The following is a 21,037-nucleotide window of genomic DNA, read 5'->3' on the forward strand; positions in this document are numbered from 1 at the left end:
GGCGACCGTGGGCGAACATGCCTGGAGCACCATGACCACCGTCATGAACTCTGCGAGTATGCGCTTTGCCGTTCTCATCGATTCCGTACCTCTTATCCTAAAAACTCTGCTTCCAGAGTTATTGAGTCTCCGTCGTGCCCGTCAGGGTAGTTCCGCTCACCCTAATGCCCAGGTCACCCCAGTCACCGGGCGTCTTGCCGTCCGCTCGGTAAAAGTTGACGATCATCGAGCCAGGCTCCATGGTGAACGTAACCGTGTGATTTGTTTTATCCGCCGTCACACCATGGTTGGTCTCGAAGAACGGATCGATCTCCACGTTCTCCCCCCACGTGAGCGTGACGTTTGCCGGTGCGCCCGTAACCGTCACACGGTAGTTGTACGCAGCGTAATCAGCAAACTTGCCAGCCTCATCAACCAGCGCGCCCTCAACCGCAGCGGTTTTGACCTCGGCCTTCTTTGACGGCACGACTTTCGCCGCCAGACAGGTGAGCTCGGTGCCGGGGCTCTCCTTCGAAACAACCATGGCCTTAATCACAAAGTAGGCATGTCCCAACTTGTCCTCAGGAAAGGTCACGGTGTAATCGTTCTTGGTAGGCTGATTCTCCGGAAGCTTGACGTTTCCGGCGGGTTGGGGCGCATAGCTCCACGTGGCACCATCGAGCCCATACCCCTCGACCGTCAAGGTATACGTCACGTTTTTATCGTTGCAGAAGTTGCTGTTGCTCAGCAAATAGTTATAGATGCTAAAGGTGAAGCTGCACTGCTTGTTGTTGGGATATACCGTAACGGAGCGCTGGGCGCGGTCGAGCTCGTCGTTGCCAGGCGCACTCATATAGCCCGTGAGCAGGTCGCTCGCAAACAGGCTCTGCGCGGTGCCCGTTGCGGCGACGGACTTTAGAAATCCGTTGGCGGTGTAGGCGGAATAGGTAAAGTAACCACCCGTCACGAGCGCCACGGCGCAAGCAAGTGCGATTGCTGCCACAACCAGCTTATTCTTGGCTAGGCTCTTGCTTTTTGCCAGCTGCTCGCGCTCGGCATCCTGCTGCTTCTCTCGCTTCTCCATGTGCGCCCCCTCTCCTACTTACCGCTCGTGTTGCGCGCGATCAGGTAGATCACATCGGTCTCTTTGGCGCTCTCGTCCCACGAAAGCTTGATGATAAAGTTGAGCGTGTCATTGTCAGTCGAGCCGTCGAGCGTCTTAGCGTTGAGTTCGCTCTTGCCGAATTTCTTGTATCGGTAGAGCGGGCGCGCGTTGCGCTGGACGTTTTGATAGTCCTTGAACGTAGGGTCGCTTGCGCCCTCGCCCGGCACGGCTGCCAGACCGTCGTTCTCCTTGTTGATATATTCGAAGCTCGTAAGCAGGTTCTCTCCGGTTGCTTTCCAGCTATAAGATTTGCCGTCTGCGGTACCGCTCACGTCGGGCGTCTGGAGCGCAGACGTGTTCTCGGCTCTGTACAGCTCAATAGTGAGACCTGTAATGTTGGTCGTATTCGCGAGTTGCAGCTCAAAACCGTCACCGCCCGTTTGCACGCAAAACGCGCGCTTGAGCGTCACCGTGTTGCCAGTCTTGGTATCGCCGTATTCGGGGTTGTAGCTCAGGTCGATCTGCTCTGTTGCCGTAGCGTTGGGGCCCAGCACTTTGAGCTCTGCCGGCTCCTTGATCTTGCCGACGGTGGAGCCGCGATTGGCATCGACGAACCATCCGAGCGTCAATCCCAGCAACACGAGAAGCACGGTAAGCAAGCCCATGATGGCAAGGGATTCGCGACGGTGGCCGCTCACCCAAGCCTTGATACGCTCGATGCGGCCAGCCGGACGCGCTTCGCCGTGCGAGCCGAACCCGTTGCCGCCGGGGTTTGCCGCTCCTTCGTTGTGTTTGATATCGCCCTGCTCGCGGGCATTAAGCTGCTCGTCCATTTATTTATCCGCCTCCTTGGCGGTAAAGCGCACGCGAATGTACTTGACGTTCTTGCCGATAATCTCGTCGGCGTTGTTGTAATAATTGGCGCAGGTTTCCACATCCGCAGAGGACATGCCGGCTCCGACAGGCGGAACCGCGCTAGGCGCCTGACCTGGCACGCTCGTGCTATCGGCGCGGAAATAGCACGCGTGGTTATTGTTGATGTCGCCGACGAGGGTCGTGTATCCCCCCTCGTCGCCTGTGTTAGCGAAAAGGTTGCCACCGTAGCCGGCGTTGCCCGTGCGAACATAGCTCTTGAACTGCTCCGGCCAAATCCAGTAGAGGGTTTTGGTGACGGTTTCGGTCGTATTGTTTGAGCCCTCAGCACGAAAGCTCTTCGCCGGAATGGTAAAGCTCTGTGTGATGACGGTGACGCTCGCTCCGTCCTGGGTCACCGTGGTTGTCGTGGGAACCAGCGGATTGGAGTAAAAGCCAGAGGTGTCTTTGCCCTGGAAAACCAAGATATGGCCGCGCACCAGATTTTTAAGCGAGTTGATGATCTCTTCATTTTTCGATGCGTCCGTAGCAGTGCCGTCCGTGCCCGCAACGCTCGTCTGGACAGAAATCTCCCAGGTCATCTCCACCGTAATATCGTGCAGGTCGTTGCAGAGCGGCTTGACGTTGAGCTGAAGCTGGCCCGCCGACCCCGGAGAAAGACTGCCATCGGCACTCATGTTATTGAGGTTGAAAAGATTGTTCACGGCAAGGCTTGTACTGTCCGACGCGTAGTTGTCCTGGGCGTCGTACTTACCTGCCGTGCCGCCCTGCGTTCCCGAGAGCACAAACCGTGGGCCCTTCGCCCCGATCGTACTCCCCGTGGCACTCACTCGGTTATTCGCGGCAAACCAGGCCAGGCATGCAAAGATGGCAACGATGGCGGCCAGCACAAACAGACCGCTCACCAGGAAATCCTTCCAGAAATCCTTGAGGGTCCGCACATGCTCGTCGGCAGCTTGGCGGTACTCGGCCGCCGTCTTGTGCTGCTGGAGCTCGCTATGTCGGTCCATGCCACTCATCGTTTGCGTTTGCCCTGCTAGCGGGCGTGCCATCCTTTCCGCTCGGTCGCGTTTATCCGTTGTTCGCAGGTAGAGAATTCAGGCAGAATACAACACCGTACGATAAGGTAAAAGAATAGCATTGACCTGCGGCTTGCTCCACAACGCAAGCCTTAATGATGTCTTAAAGATTACGAACAGCAGCCACGCCCATATGCCAAGGACTTGGTGCAAACTAGTCTGCCCCCTGCACCAAAACCGGGGTGGGGCCCGCTGTTCTTGCAGGCCCCACCCCGGTTGATGGTCTATGTGCGCAGGGACACAGCCGGGCGAGGCGGATCCGTGCTACCGCCCTGCCTGACCGCGATGTTCAACTACAGCTCGTTGGCCGCGTGATATGCCGTGCGAATGGCGCTCGCGATGTCGGCGGTGCGCTCGCCCGAGCAGTCGCCCACGCAGGTCACGGGCACCGTCACGCCGTCCAGGTCAAATGCGTTGGCCTTGGAGCCCACGGCCATCACCACGTAATCGCAGGCGATCTTCACCGGCTCCTCGGCGCCATCCTCGGTGGTACGCACGGCCTCCACGCCCTCGTCGGTAATGGCGGTCAGGCGGGTCTTCACGTGCTGCTCCACGTTGTGCTCGGCAAAATCGCTCATGATCAGTGGCAGAATGGTCTCGGACTCGCCCGCGGCAATCTTGTCGAGCATCTCCACGATCGCCACCTCGCAGCCGTGTTGCAGCAGGTACTCGGCAGTCTCGGTGCCCACCAGGCCACCGCCAATGACGGCGACGCGGCCCGTAAGCTCCACCTTGCCGGCCAGCACGTCCCAACTCGAGACGACCTTCTCCGAATCGGCGCCGGATACGGGAATGACCACGTCGTGCGCGCCCACGGCCACAATCGCGGCGTCGGCGGCGTTGAGGTCCGCGGGGCTAGCGGCATAGTTGAGCTCAACCTTCACGCCCAGGCCGGGCAGAATCTTCTCGTAGTACTCGACCGAGCGCATGATCTCGTCCTTGCGCGGGGGCGCGGCCGCCAGCACAATCTGACCGCCCAGATGATCGCTCGCCTCGTAGACGGTCACGTCGTAGCCGCGCTTGGCCGCCACGCGCGCGGCCTCCAGGCCGGCAATACCGCCGCCCACCACGGCAATCTTCTTGTCGCCCTCGCCCGGCTTAATAGCGATGGTCGCCTCGTCGCCGTTCTCGGCATTGAGCACGCACGAGATGTACTGGCGGTTTTGAATCGCATCGACGCAACCCTTGTTGCAGTTGAGGCACTCGCGGATGGGCTCACCCGTGGCGGCCTTGAGCGCAATGTCGGGGTCGCACATGAGCGAGCGGCCGTACGCGACGATGTCGGCCGAACCGTCCTCCAGGATCTTCTCGCCGGCCTCGACCGAGACCACGCGGCCGACGGTTGCCACCGGCACAGAGACCAGGGCCTTGACGCGCTCGGCCACGGGCAGCGTCCAGTTGTAGGGCATGGCGCCCATGGGCGGAATGGTGTCGCCCATGTTACCGGTGTGGTTGGCCTGCGCGACCTGGATCATGTCGATGCCGGCGCCCTCGAGCAGCTTGGCAAACTCGCAGGCCTCGTCGGGCTGCAGACCGCCCTTGCCGCGCGGCGTGCCGTCGGGGTTCTCCATGATCACGGGGAGCTTGTACTCCACCATCAGCTGCGGCGCGGCCTCCTTAATGGCGGCGACGACCTCGAGCGCATAGCGAACGCGGTTCTCGAACGAGCCACCGTACTCGTCGGTACGCTTGTTGAGGATGGCAGAGCACAGCGAACCCACCAGGCGGTCGCCGTGGACCTCGATGGCATCGATCCCAGCCTGCTGTGCGCGGGCGGCCGAGGCGGCGATGGCCTCCTTGATCTGGGTGAGTTGCTCCACGGTGGCCTCGTTCACAAAGTGCTGCATGTCGTGGTGCAGCTTGGCGTAGGCCTGCTTGCGGATCTCGTTGGACTCGGCCATTTTGGCGGCAAAGGTCTCCTCGTCGCCGGCGGCCTTGGCCTCCTGCGCAGCTTTCGCAGCGGCCATGGAGCCCATGACCATGCGGCCGACGCCGGGCACGTCATACTCGGGGTGGAACAGCTGCAGCGCGACCTTGGCGCCGTGTTTGTGAACGGTGTCGGCCAGCGCCTTAAACGTGGGGATCTGGGCGTCGGTCGCCAGCTTGGGCGTGGGGCTCGCGGTCATAACGGGAGCGACGTCGCCGATGACGATGTAGCTCACGCCGCCACGGGCCAGGCGCTCGTAAAAAGCCAGGCTGCGCTCGCCGATGGAACCGTCGCGCTCCTCGTAGCCGGTGGTCAGCGGCGGGAACATAATGCGGTTCTTGAGCTCAAGGGGGCCAACCGTAATGGGCTGGAGCAGCTTGGATGCAGGTGCGGTCATGGATATTCCTCTCTTGTAGGCGCGGCGGCGATGGTGCCGCGTAGTTGTCTAGAGGATATGACATGGGAGCACAGTGGCGCAACGGAAATCGGCAGACAGCAGGTAGCGGCAGGTGGATGGGGCGGGGCCGGCTGCCGGTTTGTCTCGATCTGTAACAGTAAGACCCTATTTTGCCGAGCAACTGTTACAGATCGAGACAAACCGAAACCGTCCCGGCGGAAAATCTCAATCTGTAACATCTACAGGCCAAAAACGACCCTAGATGTTACAGATCGAGACATTCCTCTCGACCCATCCTCAACAATCTAGATCTGTAACATCTGGACCCACTTTTGCCCCTTTACTGTTACAGATCGAGACAAACCAATCTAGCCTGCCGAAAGATCTAGATCTGTAACGGTTACTCGGCAAAATGGGCCCCAGATGTTACAAATCAAGACAAACGGGACCCGCCTGCAAGAAAATCTCAATCTGTAACAACAACTCGGCAAAATCCGTCCCTCATGTTACAGATTTAGACAAACCGTCCAGGCGGGGACTCAACATCTCAATCTGTAACACCTAGCCGCCCAAATCGGGTCTAGATGTTACAGATCGAGATTTTGTTTGAGAGGCCGAGAATTGGACCGAAAATACGGTCCCGGAATAACAAAAAAGCTCGCCGGCTAGGCCGACGAGCTGCAATTTCTTGGTCGCGGGGGCAGGATTTGAACCTACGACCTCCGGGTTATGAGCCCGGCGAGCTACCAGACTGCTCCACCCCGCAATGTCTGGGCGCCTCATGTGCGCAAGAAAGAATCTTACGCGGGAGTTCGGTAAACGGCAAGGAAAATCTCGTAGAGCATAATTCCTTCATATTTAAATTCCTCAGCCCATATCACCGTCAACGAATCGCAGTCGAGCGCCGTCGGCGACGCGTATACAATGGTGCGCGTCCTTTTACGCCGACACCTGGAGTAGACATGCTGCTCGCTATCGATATGGGAAACACGCAGACGGCCATGGGCCTGTTTGACGGAGACGAGCTGGTGCAGTCATGGCGCATGCCCACCGACCGCTCCTATACCGCCGACGAGATCCACGTGCGCCTGATGGGCTTCTTTAAGATGTACGACCTCTCGCTCAACGCGGTCGATGCGATTGCCTTTGCCGGCGTGGTGCCGCAGCTCTCGCGCGAGTGGCACGCCGTGGCCGACCGCATCGCGGCAGACGCCATCGTCATTGGGCCACAGACGGCCGCGGTGACCAAGCTGCGGGCGGCGCGTCCCCAGGCCGTTGGTGCCGACCGCATCGCCAACGCCGTCGCTGCCGAGACCTTCTACGGCGCCCCGGCGATCGTGGTGGACTTTGGCACCGCAACCAATATCGACGTCATCGACGAGGACGGCTATTACATTGGCGGAGCGATTGCGCCGGGCATCCGCATTTCGATGGACGCGCTCGCCGCCCGAGCCGCCAAGCTCGCCAGCGTTCCGCTTGAGGCACCCGAGCACGTCATCGGCCGCGATACCGAGGAGTGCATCAAAGTCGGCGCCGTAACGGGCGCCGCAGCCATGGCCGAGGGCCTGGTCGCCCGCATGAAGCGCGAGCTGGGGCGCGAGGACGCCACCGTTATCGCCACAGGCGGTCTCGCCAGCATTGTCGCCGATTCGACCGATGCCTTCGACGTGGTCGACGGGCAACTCACCATCAAGGGCATCTGCGAAATCTACCGCCGCATGCAGGAGCTGGGATAGAGTAAACGCCAGGTCGCAGCAACCAGCCTCCAATCCTATTCCTCAAAATCGAAAATTTTTCAGTTTTGAGGAATAGGATTTTTTGCTAAGCCTCGCCGCACAACCACCTCGCCAGGTCCACGATCTGCACCCCATCGCGATCCGTGGCCTCGTGATGTGTGCGGGCAAGAATCATCTTGGGATACGCATCGCCAATGCTCAGCAGTGGCGAAATCTCGCGTTCAAACGTCTTATCCGAGCTGATGTCGTCGCTCACCTGAATGTAGAGCTTCTCGCTTCGCTTGATTGCTACAAAGTCTATTTCCTTTTTATAGAGCACACCGACGTATACCTCGTATCCGCGGCGCAGCAGCTCGATGGCCGCCATGTTCTCGTATACGCGTCCCCAATCCATATCACGTGTACCAAGCAGTGCGTATTTGAACGCGTGGTCTGCCAGGTAATACTTCTCGCCGCTCTTAAGGTATTTTTTGCCGCGAATGTCGTACCGACGAACTTTATAGAAGGCAAACGCATCGCACAGGTACCCCATGTACGTGCCGACCGTCTTGTTCGTAATCTTTAGCCCATCCGCATTCAAAACATCTGTAATGTTGCGTGCCGACGTTATGTTGGAGACGTTGTCCATCATGTAATCGGCAATGCGCAGCAGTGCCGATTCGTTTCTCACGTTATGCCGCTGCACGATATCCCTCACGATGAGCGTTTTGAAGACATTGGAGAGATATTGGTAGCGCTGCTCCTGCAGTGGATAAGGGTAAGAGCCGGACATACCGCCGGTTCTCGCGTACTCATCGAAGTCGCGATCGACCTCGCCCTCGTCACTATAAAAGCGATACTCCTCAAACGAGAATGGGAAAACCTCGATCTCGAACGTGCGCCCCGTAAAGAGCGTCGACAGATCGCTCGACAGCAAAAAGGCGTTCGATCCGGTGATGAAGATGTCGTACTGCTCGGATGCATGGAGGCTGTTGATCGCGCGTTCAAAGCCGTCGCACATCTGAACCTCGTCGATAAGCAGGAAGTTTTGCTTGTCGGACACTCGATGCTCTTTCACATAGGCGAGCAGGGCATGATATTCGAGCAGGCCCTCGAACTCGTCGAGGTTGTAATTGATATGGATGACATTCGAATTGGACAGATTTGCCTCCACGTAATCGCGGAGGGCCTCGAGCAATTTTGACTTACCGCTACGGCGAATGCCCGTTATGACCTTGATGTCCGGTACGCCAATAAGGCTCGTCAACGTGTCCATATATGACGTTCTATTGATGAGTTTCATTGGTGCCTCCCTGCGGTCTTCTATCGCTATTCCTCAAAAACGAAAATTATTCAGTTTTGAGGAATAGACTCTGCAACGAATATACCTCGTTAAAGGCCGAGCTGGCTTAATTCTATTCCTCAAAATCGAAAGATTTTCAGTTTTGAGGAATAGGGTGCTGACAACCCATTCCCCAGACAACAAGACCCTCCCCAGCACAGGCCGAAGAGGGCTTCGTTGTCATCGCTATCTTTGAGCGCGGGCACCTCGCGTTACAGTCCGCGAATCCGTACGGCCTCGGGCGGAAACTCCTGCTCGCCGGCATCGGTCTTGATGGTCGCGCGGCCCCAGATGTCCAGGCCCGCAAACACACCGACCGCAAGCGGCAAGCCGTTGGGCGACACCGCCGCGACCTGACGACCCAACAGTGGCACCATGTCAAAGTACTCGCCCAGCACCGGAGCCAGCGGGCCGGCAGCGCCCTGTGGTGTGTTGGCGGCAACCGCCCAGGTGTCCACGCGGACCAGCACGGCGGCGGCCAATGCCTCGATCAGCGCCTCATCTGCCATATCCACACCAAGCTCACCCAGTGCCGAACGCTCAATATCCACCGTCACCGCGGCAAACATGCCCGCGGCACCGGCACCGCCGTTGACGGCGACGCGCGCGAGCGACGTCTCAAACGCAGGCGCGCCGCACACGATGCCACTCGGCCACTGGATGCCCACCTTGCCGGCAAGCCCCAGGCCCGGCGTTGCGGCCGTGCCCGCGAGCGCGTCCATCATGCCCATTGCGGCCACAAACGGCAGACCGTGGAAGGCGTGCATGTTCACATCGGGGCGCACGACCAGCGAAAACGTCAGCGATGCATCGCCCGCGCTCCACGCGCACCGGCCCGCGGACGCACCCTCGCGGCCCGCGTCACGCGCCGCGTCGAGCTCGGTACCGGCGGCAACAGCATTCATCTCAATCATCTACATACGCCCCAATTCGCCCACGATATGGCCCACGCGGTCCTCGGGCTCCTTGACCTCGACACCGTTGTAGCGGAAGAACCGCGCCGGGTCGTGCATCAGGTCCTCGAGCGGCACCAGCACAAAGTCGCGCTCGCCGATCAGCGGATGCGGCAGGCGCAGCTTCTTGCCGCCGTGGGTCTCGCCGTCCATCCACAGCAGGTCCAGGTCGATGGTGCGCGGGCCGTTTGCCTTGGCCTTTTTGGAGCGGTCGCGGCCCAGCTCGGCCTCGATCTTCATGAGCTCGTCGAGCAGCACCAGCGGCGCCAACTCGGTCTTGATCTCGATGACGGCGTTGGCAAACGCGTCCTGGCGCGTCTCGTAGGCCGGCTCGCTCTCGTAGATCTTGGAGGAGTTGGACACGCAGGTAAGTGGAATCTCGGCGATCATGTCGCGTGCGGCGCGGATGTTGTCGCAGCGATGCCCCAGGTTGGAACCCACGGCCACAAACGCGCGGCGCGGCTGCGGCTTGGCGACAGCCCAGTACCCGTTCAGGAACTGCGCAAAGCCCGCAACGTCATGCACGCGCACGATGTTGGCGCCGGCCTGGATGGCGCCCAGGCACACACCAAACGTGGCGGCATCGCGCGCGGCGGCATCGGTCACGCCCGAGACGGCGCCCACAAAGCGCTTGCGCGACACGGCGCACATGAGCGGATAGCCCAGCGACGCCATCTTAGCGGTCTCGCGCTGGATGACGATATCCTCGTTGGCCGTCTTGCCAAAGCCCGGACCGGGATCGATGCAGATGCGGTCGCGCGACACGCCGGCATGGATGAGCGCGCGGGCCTGGTCGGACAGAAAGCCCATGACGCGGCGCATGATGGGCGCCGAATCGGGCAGGGTAAAGCGGCGGAGCTGCGAGGTGGGCACATAGGCTTCCTCACGGCGGGCACTGCGGCGCATCATGGCGGCCAGGTGGTCGCTGGGCTCTGGTGCGACTTCGGTAGCTGCGGGCACGGCCTCGGGCGCAACGGCAGCAGGGGCAGCCTGCTCGGTAGCCGGCGTCTCTGACTCGGCAACAGGCTCGGGCGTGGGCTCTGATTCGCCAAACGGCAGCGAGGGCTGTACCACACCGCCCGGAAGCTTGGTCTCAACCTTGGACTCGCCCAGCAACTTGCCGCGACGGCGACGGGCTGGCTTCTCGGCCTCGCGCGCGGCCTCGGCGGCCGCTTCGCGTGCCTTCTCGGCAACAAACGCCGCAGCCGAGGTATCAAGCTGCACCGTCGCGTGCGTACGAGCAGGGGCGGCGACCTCGCCGGCGTGCATCACGATAACGCCGCAGGCGCTCGTCTTAACAAACTCGACCATCTTGGGGTCGGTGAAGCCCGTCACGTCGTTGACAATAGAGGCGCCGCAGCGCACGGCCGCCTTGGCAACCGCCACGTGGCGCGTGTCAATCGAGACGATGGCACCCTCTTTGGCCAGCGCGCGCACCACGGGCAGCACGCGGCGAGCCTCCTCGTCGGGGTTGACCGGGGTAAAACCAGGGCGCGTGGACTCGCCGCCCACGTCGATGATGTCGGCGCCGGCGTCGAGTATCGCCAGGCCGTACTCGATTGCGGCATCCGGGTCGAAGTGCTCCCCGCCGTCGCTAAACGAATCGGGCGTCACGTTGAGGACGCCCATGATGCGCGGACGGTCAAAGCTGAGCTCGTACTTTCCGCACCGCCATGTCTTGCTATCGTTCGCCATGAACATCCTCCTCAAATGCCCGCGCCGCCGCGCTCGGGCGCAGGCGGCGGGGTCGCTTTGCAATCAGTCTTTCTATTGTATCCGCGCACACGGGCTAGAACGCAAACGCGGCCGCGATGTCGCAAGAAATCAGCAGGTCGGCATTTGCATCTTGATCGGTGGGAGCAAGATTGCAAATGGCCAGCGTATCGCCGGTAAAGTAGCGCGTAAGGCCCGCCGCCGGATACACCACGAGCGAGGTCCCGCCCACAATGAGGGCATCGGCCGCGGCGATGGCGGCAACGGCGCCGGTCAGCACATGCTCGTCGAGCGGCTCTTCGTATAGCACCACATCGGGCTTGATGCGACCACCGCACGCGGGGCACACGGGCACGCCCGCGGCGTCCTCGTGCTCGCGCGAGCAAATCCACTCGGCGCTATAGACCGCTCCGCACGACTGGCAAATGTTGCGATGGACCGATCCGTGCAACTCAAACACGCGCTGCGAGCCCGCCATCTGATGCAAGCCGTCGATGTTTTGCGTCACCACGGCATCAAGCTTGCCGACGCGCTCCAGCTCGGCCAGCTTGGTGTGGCAGCGGTTGGGCTTAGCGTTAAGCGCGATCATCTTGGTTCGGTAAAAGTCGAAGAACTCCGCCGGATGTGTCTCGTAAAAGCTGTGCGACAGCATGGTCTCGGGCGGATAGGCAAACTGCTGGTGATACAGGCCGTCCACGCTGCGAAAATCGGGAATGCCGCTTGCCGTGGAAACACCCGCGCCGCCAAAGAAGACCACGCGCTTGTGGGTATCAAAAAGCTCCGCCAGCGCGGCGGAGGCCTGCTTGGGATCCGATATTGCCTGCGTCATATGAGCCCTCCGTCCTTGTTGATCGGGGCGACTGCGATTGCGCCGTCGTCCGCGGGGCCCGCCCCGCCCCTGTTGCGCTAATCTTAAGCCTGCCAACCCCGTCGAAAGGACACCATGCCTCAGACTTACACTTTCGCCTCGTGGAACGTCAACGGCCTGCGCGCCGTGCTCAAAAAGGACCCGAGCTTTATCCAGATCGCGCAAGAACTCGACGTCGATATCCTGGCGCTGCAAGAGACCAAGCTGCAAGAAGGCCAGGTCGATATTGACCTGCCCGGCTATCACCAAACCTGGAGCTACGCCGAGCGTAAAGGCTATTCGGGCACTGCGGTCTTTAGCCGCCAGGAACCGCTGCGCGTGCTGCACGCCGACGCGCTGCTACCCTACGCCGACGAAGGCGAGGCTGCCGAGCTCGTTGCCCAAGCCGCGACCGAGGGCCGCGTCTGCGCGCTGGAGTTCGACAAATTCTGGTTTGTCGACGTCTATACGCCCAACGCCCAAAATGAGCTCGCGCGCATCGATGTGCGCATGGCCTGGGACGATGCCTACCGCGGCTTTTTGAACGCACTCGAGCGCGAGACCGGCAAACCCGTCGTGACCTGCGGCGACTTTAACGTGGCGCACGAGGAAATCGACCTTAAGAACCCCAAGTCCAACCGCGGCAACGCCGGCTTTTCGGACGAAGAACGCGGCAAGTTTACCGAGCTGCTCAACGCCGGCTTTACCGATACCTGGCGCACGGCAAACCCCGACGTCGAGGGCGTCTACAGCTGGTGGAGCTATCGCTTTAATGCCCGCAAGAACAACGCAGGCTGGCGCATCGACTACTTCCTGGTAAGCGACGCAATCGCCGACAACGTACGCGACACCGGCATCCGCAGCGACATCTTTGGCAGCGACCACTGCCCCGTCACCCTCACGCTAGAGCTCTAGCCCCAACTGATCCCCTGGGGACGGAGGAAAACGGATCATTTTGGGCCTCGTGAGGGTATCCGTGTGACCCATCCGCCACGAAACACGCCCATCTACTACGTTTAAGCCACCACCCTCAACCACAGCGAACAACGCCAAAAGAAAACCGCAGGTAGAAAGCCTGCGGTTTTTCATAAAACGCGAACATTGTCGGGGGCATCAAGCTAAACGTAGTAGATGGGCCAGTTTCGTGGCAAGCGCCGTCAACTGATTCCCTGGGGACATCTGGGGACGGAAGAAAATGGATCAATTTGGCTCTCTGAGGGCCACGATGCCCGTCATATCAGCCGGCCATTCCAAAACTTTGCCGGTTTACGGGGCTGAATCGCGAACCCCTAACCATACGCAATTCCGAGATAATAAAATCGCAGGTAGACGGTGTGCCCTATTTCGAAAAATGCTGGTATGGTCGGCCCGCGCTAATCTAGCCCCGTAAACCGGCATAGTTTTGAAATGGCACTTCGGCAGTATTGATTCCCGCCCCGGCGTAACCAACCCTACAGCCCGTATTTCACGACGACTCGGTTGATGCGGCGACACCAAGGCTTGTACAGGGCGACCAAAAACACGCAGGTCGCAAGGCCGTGCGTGATATCGAACGGTACGGCGGTGGCAAGACGCGCCATGGCACCCGCCCACGTGAGCGGCTGTACAAACCCAATGATGTCATACGCGTTGATCACAACGCCGTACAGCAAACCCGAAGCAAAGCCGTAGATCAACAGCGCCGGCATACGCACGGTGCCATCGGCGCGATCAAAAGCGCCGGCATGCGCCAACGCACCGCCAACGTATCCCACGAGCCCCCAGGCATACATCTGCCACGGCGTCCACATGCCCTGTCCAAAAAAGAAATTGCTGGTCAGCGCCGCCAGCGCGCCAACCATAAAACCATTGCGGCAACCAAGCGTCGCCCCCGCGATAATGGCGATGGCGCTCACCGGTTTAAAGTCGGGAATGGGGCCAAACAGAATGCGCCCCGCCGCAGCCAACGCCGCCAGAACCAGCGTTGGCACAATCTGGCGTAAGCCCGGGCGCGACGCCTCGTAGCCCGCAAAGAACAGCGCGAGCACCAGCGCCACCACGACAAGCATGGCAAGCGCCGCCTGTTCAACGCCCGCCAGCAACGCCGCAGCCATCACGGCTGGCACCGCCAGCAGCAGCGGTATCTCCAGTTTTGCGAGCAGGCGCGCGACGCGATAATCCGTCATCCCATCACGCCCTATAAAACACGTTGTCGGCAAAGAAGTCGGTCGGCGGCTCCATGCAGGCGATCTCGCCATCAAACATCATGGAAATGTCATCGGCAACCTGCTCGGCAAAGTCTAGGTCGTGCGTCGCCATGACGACGGTGCCGCCAGCCTGCGCATGGTCGCGCAGGGCGCGGGCGATGATGCGGCGGCTGGCCAGGTCCAAACCCTTGGTGGGCTCATCGAGCAATAGCAGTTCGGGGCCGATCAACAGCAGCTTTGCCAACGCAAGCAGCTGACGCTGTCCGCCCGAAAGGTCATAGGGGTGGCGCTCCCCCAAGTCCGCGAGCCCCAGACTCGCCGCGCGCTCCCGCGCCATAGCCTCGTCGTACCCGCAGGCCGAAGCCCATTCCATCAGCTCGTCGCGCACCGTCTCGGCAACCAGCAGGGCCTTGGGGTTCTGCGGCAGCAGCGCAGCCGAGGCCGCCCCGCGCACCATACGACCACGTTGCAGCTTGGCAGTCTTGGCCAGCACCGAAAGCATCGTCGACTTACCGCATCCGTTGCCGCCCACGATCGCATGCACCGCACCGGCCGAAAACGCCACGTCGAGCCCGCGCAGCACCCAACCGCCCGCGCGATCGTAGCGAAACCAGCTCCCTGCCAGGGTGGTAGCCGACCCGCCGTACATTTTTTGGAGTATTCTGCTCCCATCCGTGCGCGGGAAGGCTTCCGAGCCGTTCTCGAGCGACGTTTGCGCCACAAATTCGGACGATTTGTCCAATTTCGAACTTTTTTTCGCGCTCGATACGTCCCCGGGCGGCTCCAGAGAGCCCAAATTGTCCTCACGCCTGCTGAATACTCCGTTTTTTGCACATCGGACGGCACCCCACCCCAACATGTCGTCGGAAAACAGCGATTCTCGGCGTCCCAAAGAAGCCATATCCGCCACCTCGCGCACGCGACCGTCCTCAATCCGGTACGCACACGTCGCGTATTCGAGCATCGGGCGCGGCTGGTGCGTTGCCACAACAACCGTGCAACCCAACTCGCGGTTCACGCGAAACAGCGCGTGCAGAAAATTTTTCTCGGCAACAGGATCGAGCTGGGACGTGGGCTCGTCGAGCAGCAGCACGCGCGGGCGCAAGGCCAGCACGGCCGCCAACGACAGCAGCTGCTTGCGTCCGCCCGAAAGCGCATCGGTATCGCGGTGAAGCCAATCTTCCAGTCCAAAGAAATAGCTGGTCTCAGCTACGCGACGGCGCATCTCGTCGCGCGACACACCCAGATTCTCTAGGCCAAACGCCATCTCGTGCCACACGGTTTCGCACACGATCTGGTTCTCGGGATCCTGGAACACATAACCCACGCGCTCCGCCGATGCCCGCACGTCCATGTCGGCGACGGGCTCGCCCAGCACGCGCAGCTCGCCGGAGCGCGTACCCGCCGGAGCGATCTCGGGCTTGAGCAGCGACAGCAGCGTCGATTTGCCCGACCCGGTACCGCCAACAAGCAGCGCAAACGCACCTTGGGAAACACGCCAATCAAGTCCCTCGAGCACCGGTGCCTCGGCCCCGGGATAGGCAAAACTAAGGCCTCGCACCTCAATCGCCGGCGCGGCCGAGCCATATGCCACACCCGCCGCCGAGCTCCTATCAAACCGAGCCATCAGCCAAACCTCTTCTCATCAATCGCATGAAACGCGCAAGGCAGCACCATCCAGGCAGCGTACACGACATAGCCCGGCCACGGCGCCGGCACCGAGAGCTGCGGATAAAACGAATACTGCGTCGTCGCGGTCCACGCCACTGCCACCGCGGCAGCACCAAACAGTGCGAGCCCGGCCAGCGCGGCAACGTCGCTGCGCCCCAGTCGATACCGCGCATACGTCGTACGACGCGTCGCGGCACCCCACCCGCGCGAGCGCATCGCGTCCGCACGCTCCAGCGAATCTTCCATGCCCCAGCCCATCAACACGCTCGACGCCCGCAGGCGCGAGCGCACGGGGTCGGCCGGCGCGCGGCCCGGCACGTCAATCGCATCTTGCACCGCCAGTACCGTGCGGCCGCGGCGCAAAAACTGCGGGATAAGCCGCATGCACATCGAGATCATGAGCGCAATCACCGGTGCGGCATTGCCCAGCAGCGCGAGCACCTTGTCGTATTCGAGCATCGACGCCGCGGCCTCAAACCACAGCACGCTCGCCACAAACAGCCCGCCCATGCACAGGCCGTATACCATGCTCTCCAGATACACCGCGCGCATGCCAATACGGAACAGCTCCGTCGAGCCCGAGGCGCTAAACAGCGGATTGAGCACCGCGACGATCAAAATCACCGGCAGCTGCCAGCGGAGCGCGCCCAGCGTGCGGGCAGCCCCACGCGCCGCAAATCCATACGCCAGCCCGCCCGCAAGTGACAGCGCAATCAGTACCGGCTGCATCGAGAACATAGTGAGCCCCAGCGTCAGCACTATATAGAGTGCCGGCACAGCCGGATGCGACATCGAGAATGCCGCGACGGGCTCGCCGCCAAACTCCTCTCGTATGTTGTCCACGGGCACCCCCGTCCCCTCGCTCAAACAACAGCTCCGCAGCACCGCCAACGCCGCACGCAAGCAGTGCAAACGCCACGCCGGCGGCGCAAGCCTCAACCGCCGCAAACCAATCGTTACGCGCTCGTCATATGCCTGCGGTATCATATTGCGCCGTGTATCGTTTCCAAACACACGTCTCTATAACGTAACAGGAGATCACATGGACGCAACCGCAATTATCCTCGCTGCCGGCGAGGGCACCCGCATGAAGTCGAACCACTGCAAGGTTTCGCACAAGATCCTGGGTAAGCCCATGGTCCAGTGGATCGTCGACGCTACCATCAAGGCCGGCTGCAGCCGCGTCGTGGTTGTCATCGGCAGCCACGCCGACGAGATGCGCGCCCTCATCGACGGCGCCTACGCCAACAGCGCCACCAAGGTCGAGTGCGTCGAGCAGACCGAGCGTCTGGGCACCGGTCACGCCGTGAAGGTCGCACTCGAGGCCTGTGGCATCACGCAAGGCCCCGTCGTGGTGCTCAACGGCGACCTGCCGCTCATCACCGCCGACACCGTCGCCAAGTTCGCGCAAACCGTCGCCACCGGCGAGCTCGCCTGCACCGTCATGACCATGACCCCGCCCGATCCTTTCGGCTACGGCCGCATCAAGCTGGGCGCCGATGGTCAGATCGAGCGCATCATCGAGCAGAAGGACTGCACGCCCGAGCAGGCCGCCACGCTGCTGGAGTGCAACGCCGGCTGCTACGCCTTTGACGGCGCGCAGCTCGCCGCCCACATTAACGAGATCGGCAACGACAACGCGCAGTCCGAGTACTATCTGCCCGACATGCTCGAGATCCTCAAGGGCCACGGCCAGGCTGTCTCCATCTTCCACTGCGACGACTACCGCGACGGCCTGGGCGTCAACAGCCGCATCCAGCTCGCACAGCTCACCGCCATCGCGCGCGACCGCATCAACGAGCACTGGATGGCCGAGGGCGTTACCTTCATCGACCCCACGCAGGCCTGGATCGGCCCCGATGCCGTTATCGGCCGCGATACCGTCGTGTGGCCGCAGACGCACCTGATCGGCCACGTCACCGTGGGCGAGGAGTGCCAGCTCGGCCCCAACAGCCGCCTCACCGACACCACCGTCGGCAGCGGCTGCGTCATCGACGAGACCATCGCCATCGAGGCCGTCATCGAGAACGGCGTCGACTGCGGCCCGCGCGCCTACCTGCGCCCGGGCACCCACATGCTCGACGGATCCAAGGCCGGCACGCACGTGGAGATCAAGAAGTCCACGATCGGCGAGGGCTCAAAGGTGCCGCACCTGTCCTACATCGGCGACACCACCATGGGCTCCGGCGTCAACGTGGGCGCGGGCTCCATCACCTGCAACTACGATGGCGTGCACAAGCACAAGACCGTCATCGGCAAGGACGCCTTCATTGGCTCCGACACCATGATGGTCGCGCCCGCCCAGATCGGCGACGGCGCGCTCGTGGCCGCTGGCTCCGTCATCACCGAGCCGGTCCCGGCAGACGCGCTCGGTCTGGGCCGCGCCCGTCAGGTAAATATTGAGGGCTGGGCCGCCGATTACCGCCGCCGCCTGCACGAGGACGACGAGGTATAACGTTTTACCAAGCACAAAAGGAGCTGCTCCATGGGGGCGGCTCCTTTTTCTATCGTGACCTGCGCAACCGGATGAGTGGTCGGTTCGTGTCCGTTGGCGGTAAAGACGTTATCAGGACCCGATAAACCCCGCCGCGCGGTTACAATGCAACAAGGCATCTATATGGCATTCGATGTATAAAGGAGAAGGGTAATGCCGATTAATGATCCCGAGAAGTCGGAGAATATGCGCAAGTCCATCCGCGTGTATTCCGGTTCCTCCAACCGTCCCCTCGCTCAGAAGATTGCTGAGTACCTTGGGGTCGAGCTTTCGGGCCTTACGCTAAAGCAGTTCGCCAATGGTGAGATTTACGCCCGCTACGACGAGACCGTCCGCGGCGCCGACGTCTTCCTGATTCAGTCCGTGGCCGGCGGCAACGTCAACGACATGCTCATGGAGCTGCTCATCGCCACCGACGCTGCCAAGCGCGCATCCGCCCGCTCCATCACCGCCGTTATCACCCACTACGGCTATGCCCGCCAGGACCGCAAGGCCGGCCCGCGCGAGCCCATCACCGCCCGCCTCGTCGCCAACCTGCTCGAGCGCGCCGGCGTCAACCGCATCATCACCCTCGACCTGCACCAAGGCCAGATCCAGGGCTTCTTCGATATCCCGGTTAACCACCTGTCCGCACTGCCGCTGTTTGGCCAGTACTACAACGACATGCACTTCGACACCGACAACCTGGTTGTCGTCTCCCCCGACGTGGGTCGCGCCAAGGCCGCCAAGAAGCTGTCCGACATGCTCGGCTGCGACCTGGCCATCGCCCACAAGGGCCGTCCGCGCCACAACGCCGCCGAGGTCATGGGCATCATCGGTGACATCAAGGGCAAGACCTGCATCATCAACGACGACATGATCGACACCGCTGGCACCCTGTGCGCCAACGTCAAGGAGCTCAAGGCTATGGGCGCCGGCGACATCTACGTCTGCGCCACCCACGGCATCTTCTCCGGTCCTGCCATCGAGCGTCTGAACGACGCCCCCATCGTCGAGTGCGTCGTCACCGACGCCATTCCCGTCGAGGTCGGCGGCAAGATCAAGACCATCTCGGTCGCCGAGGAGTTCGCCCAGGCCATTTCCGCCGTTTACCACGAGGAGCCCGTCTCCACGCTCGTCGGCGGCGACTTCGCGCTGTAGTCTGCCGCGCATCGCATCATCTTTGATGCTTTTAAAGGGTCGGAAGCTCGCTTCCGACCCTTTTTCTATCCCTCGCCAACCTTCCCTGGACAATTAGTTCAGATACGTATTTTTTTAAAGCCCCAAAGGGCCGTTCGGAGCCTTCTGAGCTCCCCGGCGGATGCCATGCCGCCCAAAGCTCATCGTTTTCGAGTACAACCTCCGCATATTTACCCTCAAATCGCCCTCAAAGGCCCTTAGAAACACCTCGAACGCCCGCCGCCTTATACGTATCTGAACTAACTGTCCAGTAGCCATCGTCAACCTTCTCGGCAGAGCTCAATTTCCTGCAATCCCCTCAACCGATTCCACCGATTTCCTAACACCCGGCCGTTCATGGCGCCCAGCACCCCGCTGAGCGAAAAGAACGGTATGGCGGTCGCATTCTGCCGCCAACTTAGTACGTTATAGCTATGACGACCGTGATTTCACATTTCTCCGCCCTCCGCGCAATTCGTCGCGCACGACGGGCGTACTCTGCCCTACCCTGGAGCTCCATTGATAGTGAACAGCAAGCACAGGCCTTGGCTAGCTGCATTCCCAATAATGACGCGATAGACTTTGGCGCACTTTCGATACTCGACGCCTGGAATGAAGATGATTCCGAGCTGCTCGATCTTCTCGTTTCAAACGAAGGCAACCGACGCCCCGACAAGCGACTTCTTCAGCATATTCTCTCCGCTCCGCTTCCTGAAGGTGCAATTATGCACGTCGAGGCCGACATCTACGCAACGTCTCCTGCCATGACAGCCATGCTTTGTTCTAAAAATGAATCAGTCGCCAAAACCTTGATGCTTCTCATGGAACTGGTCGGAACTTACTCCCTTCCTCCCGGGGCAACATACCCCATTGCCCATGACGACATCTGGCCCAAGGGCGATGGCTACGAAGCGACGGGCGATCTTGATTGCCTGGGCAACCAGTCAGCGGCCGAACAACAGAACGAAACCCGCTATGAACAGGCGCACTACAAATGCAAGCCCGCCACGACCATCGAAGAGCTCGAGGCGGTCGCACGGTTCGCCAAAAGTAGCTCATACGCCTCGTTTCGCACGGCAGTCAAACTCGCCCGGGCTGGATCCGCATCCCCAGCCGAATCCCTAATGTTTGCCGTTCTCGGAGCGCCCATGCGCTTTGGCGGATTCGGATGTTGCAGCCTGCCCATGGGAGGCCTGCAACTCAACCATCGAATCGACTTCGATACTCTTGCGGTCAACATGTCCTCGGGCATCCCCTATGCCATCTGCGACCTATATTGCCCGGCAGCCGGAGTCGACAACGAATACAACGGAATTGGGCATGAGCTTCAAAACGCTCGCATCCACGATGGCAATCGAAATAATGGCCTCAAGGCCATGGGCATCCACGTCCTGGTTATCAATCGCGACCAAATGAAAGACCTTGTTGCACTCGAAGCCTTCGCCCAAACGATGCATCGACTCGCAGGAGTCCGATTCCGGTACCGTATCAAGGGCTATCGCAAGCGACAGGCCGCTTGGCTCAACGCTCTGCGGGCCGGAACCGGCCTCGCGCCGGTCTAAACGGCGAATCACCCGTGCGCCGTCGAGCAGGGCTGG

The 21,037-nt window shown here is 61.0% G+C and carries 16 protein-coding genes and 1 tRNA gene; 5 read left to right on the forward strand and 12 right to left on the reverse strand.

Annotated elements, in window-relative coordinates:
* Positions 1 to 118: 118 nt before the first annotated feature.
* The 5 genes from DW112_RS06580 to DW112_RS06600 form a co-directional block, all read right to left on the reverse strand.
* A complete protein-coding gene (locus DW112_RS06580; protein WP_117637160.1) occupies positions 119 to 1,063 on the reverse strand; it encodes a hypothetical protein in 945 nt (314 codons plus the stop codon).
* A gap of 14 nt (positions 1,064 to 1,077) precedes the next feature.
* Positions 1,078 to 1,917 carry a hypothetical protein gene (locus DW112_RS06585; protein WP_117803498.1) on the reverse strand — a complete coding sequence of 280 codons (840 nt, stop codon included), beginning with the start codon at positions 1,915 to 1,917 and terminating at the stop codon, positions 1,078 to 1,080.
* Complete coding sequence (locus DW112_RS06590) at positions 1,918 to 2,967, reverse strand: hypothetical protein (RefSeq protein WP_117637158.1); 1,050 nt, start codon at positions 2,965 to 2,967, stop codon at positions 1,918 to 1,920. It lies immediately after the preceding gene.
* A gap of 362 nt (positions 2,968 to 3,329) precedes the next feature.
* Positions 3,330 to 5,360: a bilirubin reductase, long form gene (gene bilR, locus DW112_RS06595; protein WP_118328608.1), complete on the reverse strand. Its 2,031-nt coding sequence runs from the start codon at positions 5,358 to 5,360 to the stop codon at positions 3,330 to 3,332.
* A gap of 689 nt (positions 5,361 to 6,049) precedes the next feature.
* A tRNA-Met gene (locus DW112_RS06600) sits at positions 6,050 to 6,126 on the reverse strand.
* A gap of 196 nt (positions 6,127 to 6,322) precedes the next feature.
* Between DW112_RS06600 and DW112_RS06605 the strand changes: the two genes are divergently transcribed.
* A complete protein-coding gene (locus DW112_RS06605; protein WP_117637156.1) occupies positions 6,323 to 7,096 on the forward strand; it encodes a type III pantothenate kinase in 774 nt (257 codons plus the stop codon).
* Positions 7,097 to 7,181: 85 nt separating this feature from the next.
* On the opposite strand, the gene DW112_RS06610 is transcribed toward DW112_RS06605, so the two are convergent.
* From DW112_RS06610 to DW112_RS06625, 4 genes are all read right to left on the reverse strand, one after another.
* On the reverse strand, positions 7,182 to 8,378 hold the full coding sequence (locus tag DW112_RS06610) for an ATP-binding protein (RefSeq protein WP_117637155.1): 1,197 nt from the start codon (positions 8,376 to 8,378) through the stop codon (positions 7,182 to 7,184).
* A gap of 251 nt (positions 8,379 to 8,629) precedes the next feature.
* Entirely contained in the window at positions 8,630 to 9,331 is a 702-nt protein-coding gene (locus DW112_RS06615; RefSeq protein ID WP_117637154.1) for a hypothetical protein, read from the reverse strand.
* The gene (folK, locus tag DW112_RS06620; RefSeq protein ID WP_117640976.1) at positions 9,332 to 11,065 is read right to left on the reverse strand and encodes a 2-amino-4-hydroxy-6-hydroxymethyldihydropteridine diphosphokinase; all 1,734 of its coding nucleotides are present in this window, start codon (positions 11,063 to 11,065) and stop codon (positions 9,332 to 9,334) included.
* A 94-nt stretch (positions 11,066 to 11,159) separates the two neighbouring features.
* The gene (locus DW112_RS06625) at positions 11,160 to 11,912 is read right to left on the reverse strand and encodes an NAD-dependent protein deacylase (protein WP_117637152.1); all 753 of its coding nucleotides are present in this window, start codon (positions 11,910 to 11,912) and stop codon (positions 11,160 to 11,162) included.
* 114 nt (positions 11,913 to 12,026) lie between these two features.
* On the opposite strand from DW112_RS06625, the gene DW112_RS06630 reads away from it, so the two are divergent.
* Positions 12,027 to 12,845 carry an exodeoxyribonuclease III gene (locus DW112_RS06630; protein WP_117637151.1) on the forward strand — a complete coding sequence of 273 codons (819 nt, stop codon included), beginning with the start codon at positions 12,027 to 12,029 and terminating at the stop codon, positions 12,843 to 12,845.
* Positions 12,846 to 13,381: 536 nt separating this feature from the next.
* Here DW112_RS06630 and DW112_RS06635 read toward each other — a convergent pair.
* Genes DW112_RS06635 through DW112_RS06645 form a run of 3 tightly spaced genes read right to left on the reverse strand, consistent with a single transcriptional unit; the run spans position 13,382 to position 16,630 of the window.
* A complete protein-coding gene (locus DW112_RS06635) occupies positions 13,382 to 14,095 on the reverse strand; it encodes a DUF6580 family putative transport protein (protein ID WP_117637150.1) in 714 nt (237 codons plus the stop codon).
* A 4-nt stretch (positions 14,096 to 14,099) separates the two neighbouring features.
* Entirely contained in the window at positions 14,100 to 15,743 is a 1,644-nt protein-coding gene (locus DW112_RS06640; RefSeq protein ID WP_118065912.1) for an ABC transporter ATP-binding protein, read from the reverse strand.
* On the reverse strand, positions 15,743 to 16,630 hold the full coding sequence (locus tag DW112_RS06645; RefSeq protein WP_233503128.1) for an energy-coupling factor transporter transmembrane component T: 888 nt from the start codon (positions 16,628 to 16,630) through the stop codon (positions 15,743 to 15,745). Before DW112_RS06645 ends, DW112_RS06640 begins: the two co-directional genes overlap by 1 nt.
* A gap of 199 nt (positions 16,631 to 16,829) precedes the next feature.
* Here DW112_RS06645 and glmU point away from each other — a divergent pair, with 199 nt between their 5' ends.
* The 3 genes from glmU (at position 16,830) to DW112_RS06665 (ending at position 21,001) form a co-directional block, all read left to right on the forward strand.
* Positions 16,830 to 18,242, forward strand: coding sequence for a bifunctional UDP-N-acetylglucosamine diphosphorylase/glucosamine-1-phosphate N-acetyltransferase GlmU (gene glmU, locus DW112_RS06650; protein WP_117637148.1), 1,413 nt, complete (start codon positions 16,830 to 16,832; stop codon positions 18,240 to 18,242).
* Positions 18,243 to 18,434: 192 nt separating this feature from the next.
* Complete coding sequence (locus DW112_RS06655) at positions 18,435 to 19,421, forward strand: ribose-phosphate pyrophosphokinase (RefSeq protein ID WP_089573682.1); 987 nt, start codon at positions 18,435 to 18,437, stop codon at positions 19,419 to 19,421.
* A gap of 563 nt (positions 19,422 to 19,984) precedes the next feature.
* Positions 19,985 to 21,001, forward strand: coding sequence for an endonuclease domain-containing protein (locus DW112_RS06665; protein WP_233545878.1), 1,017 nt, complete (start codon positions 19,985 to 19,987; stop codon positions 20,999 to 21,001).
* Positions 21,002 to 21,037: the final 36 nt, after the last annotated feature.

It is taken from the genome of Collinsella sp. AM09-41 (assembly GCF_003473245.1).
GTDB lineage: Bacteria > Actinomycetota > Coriobacteriia > Coriobacteriales > Coriobacteriaceae > Collinsella.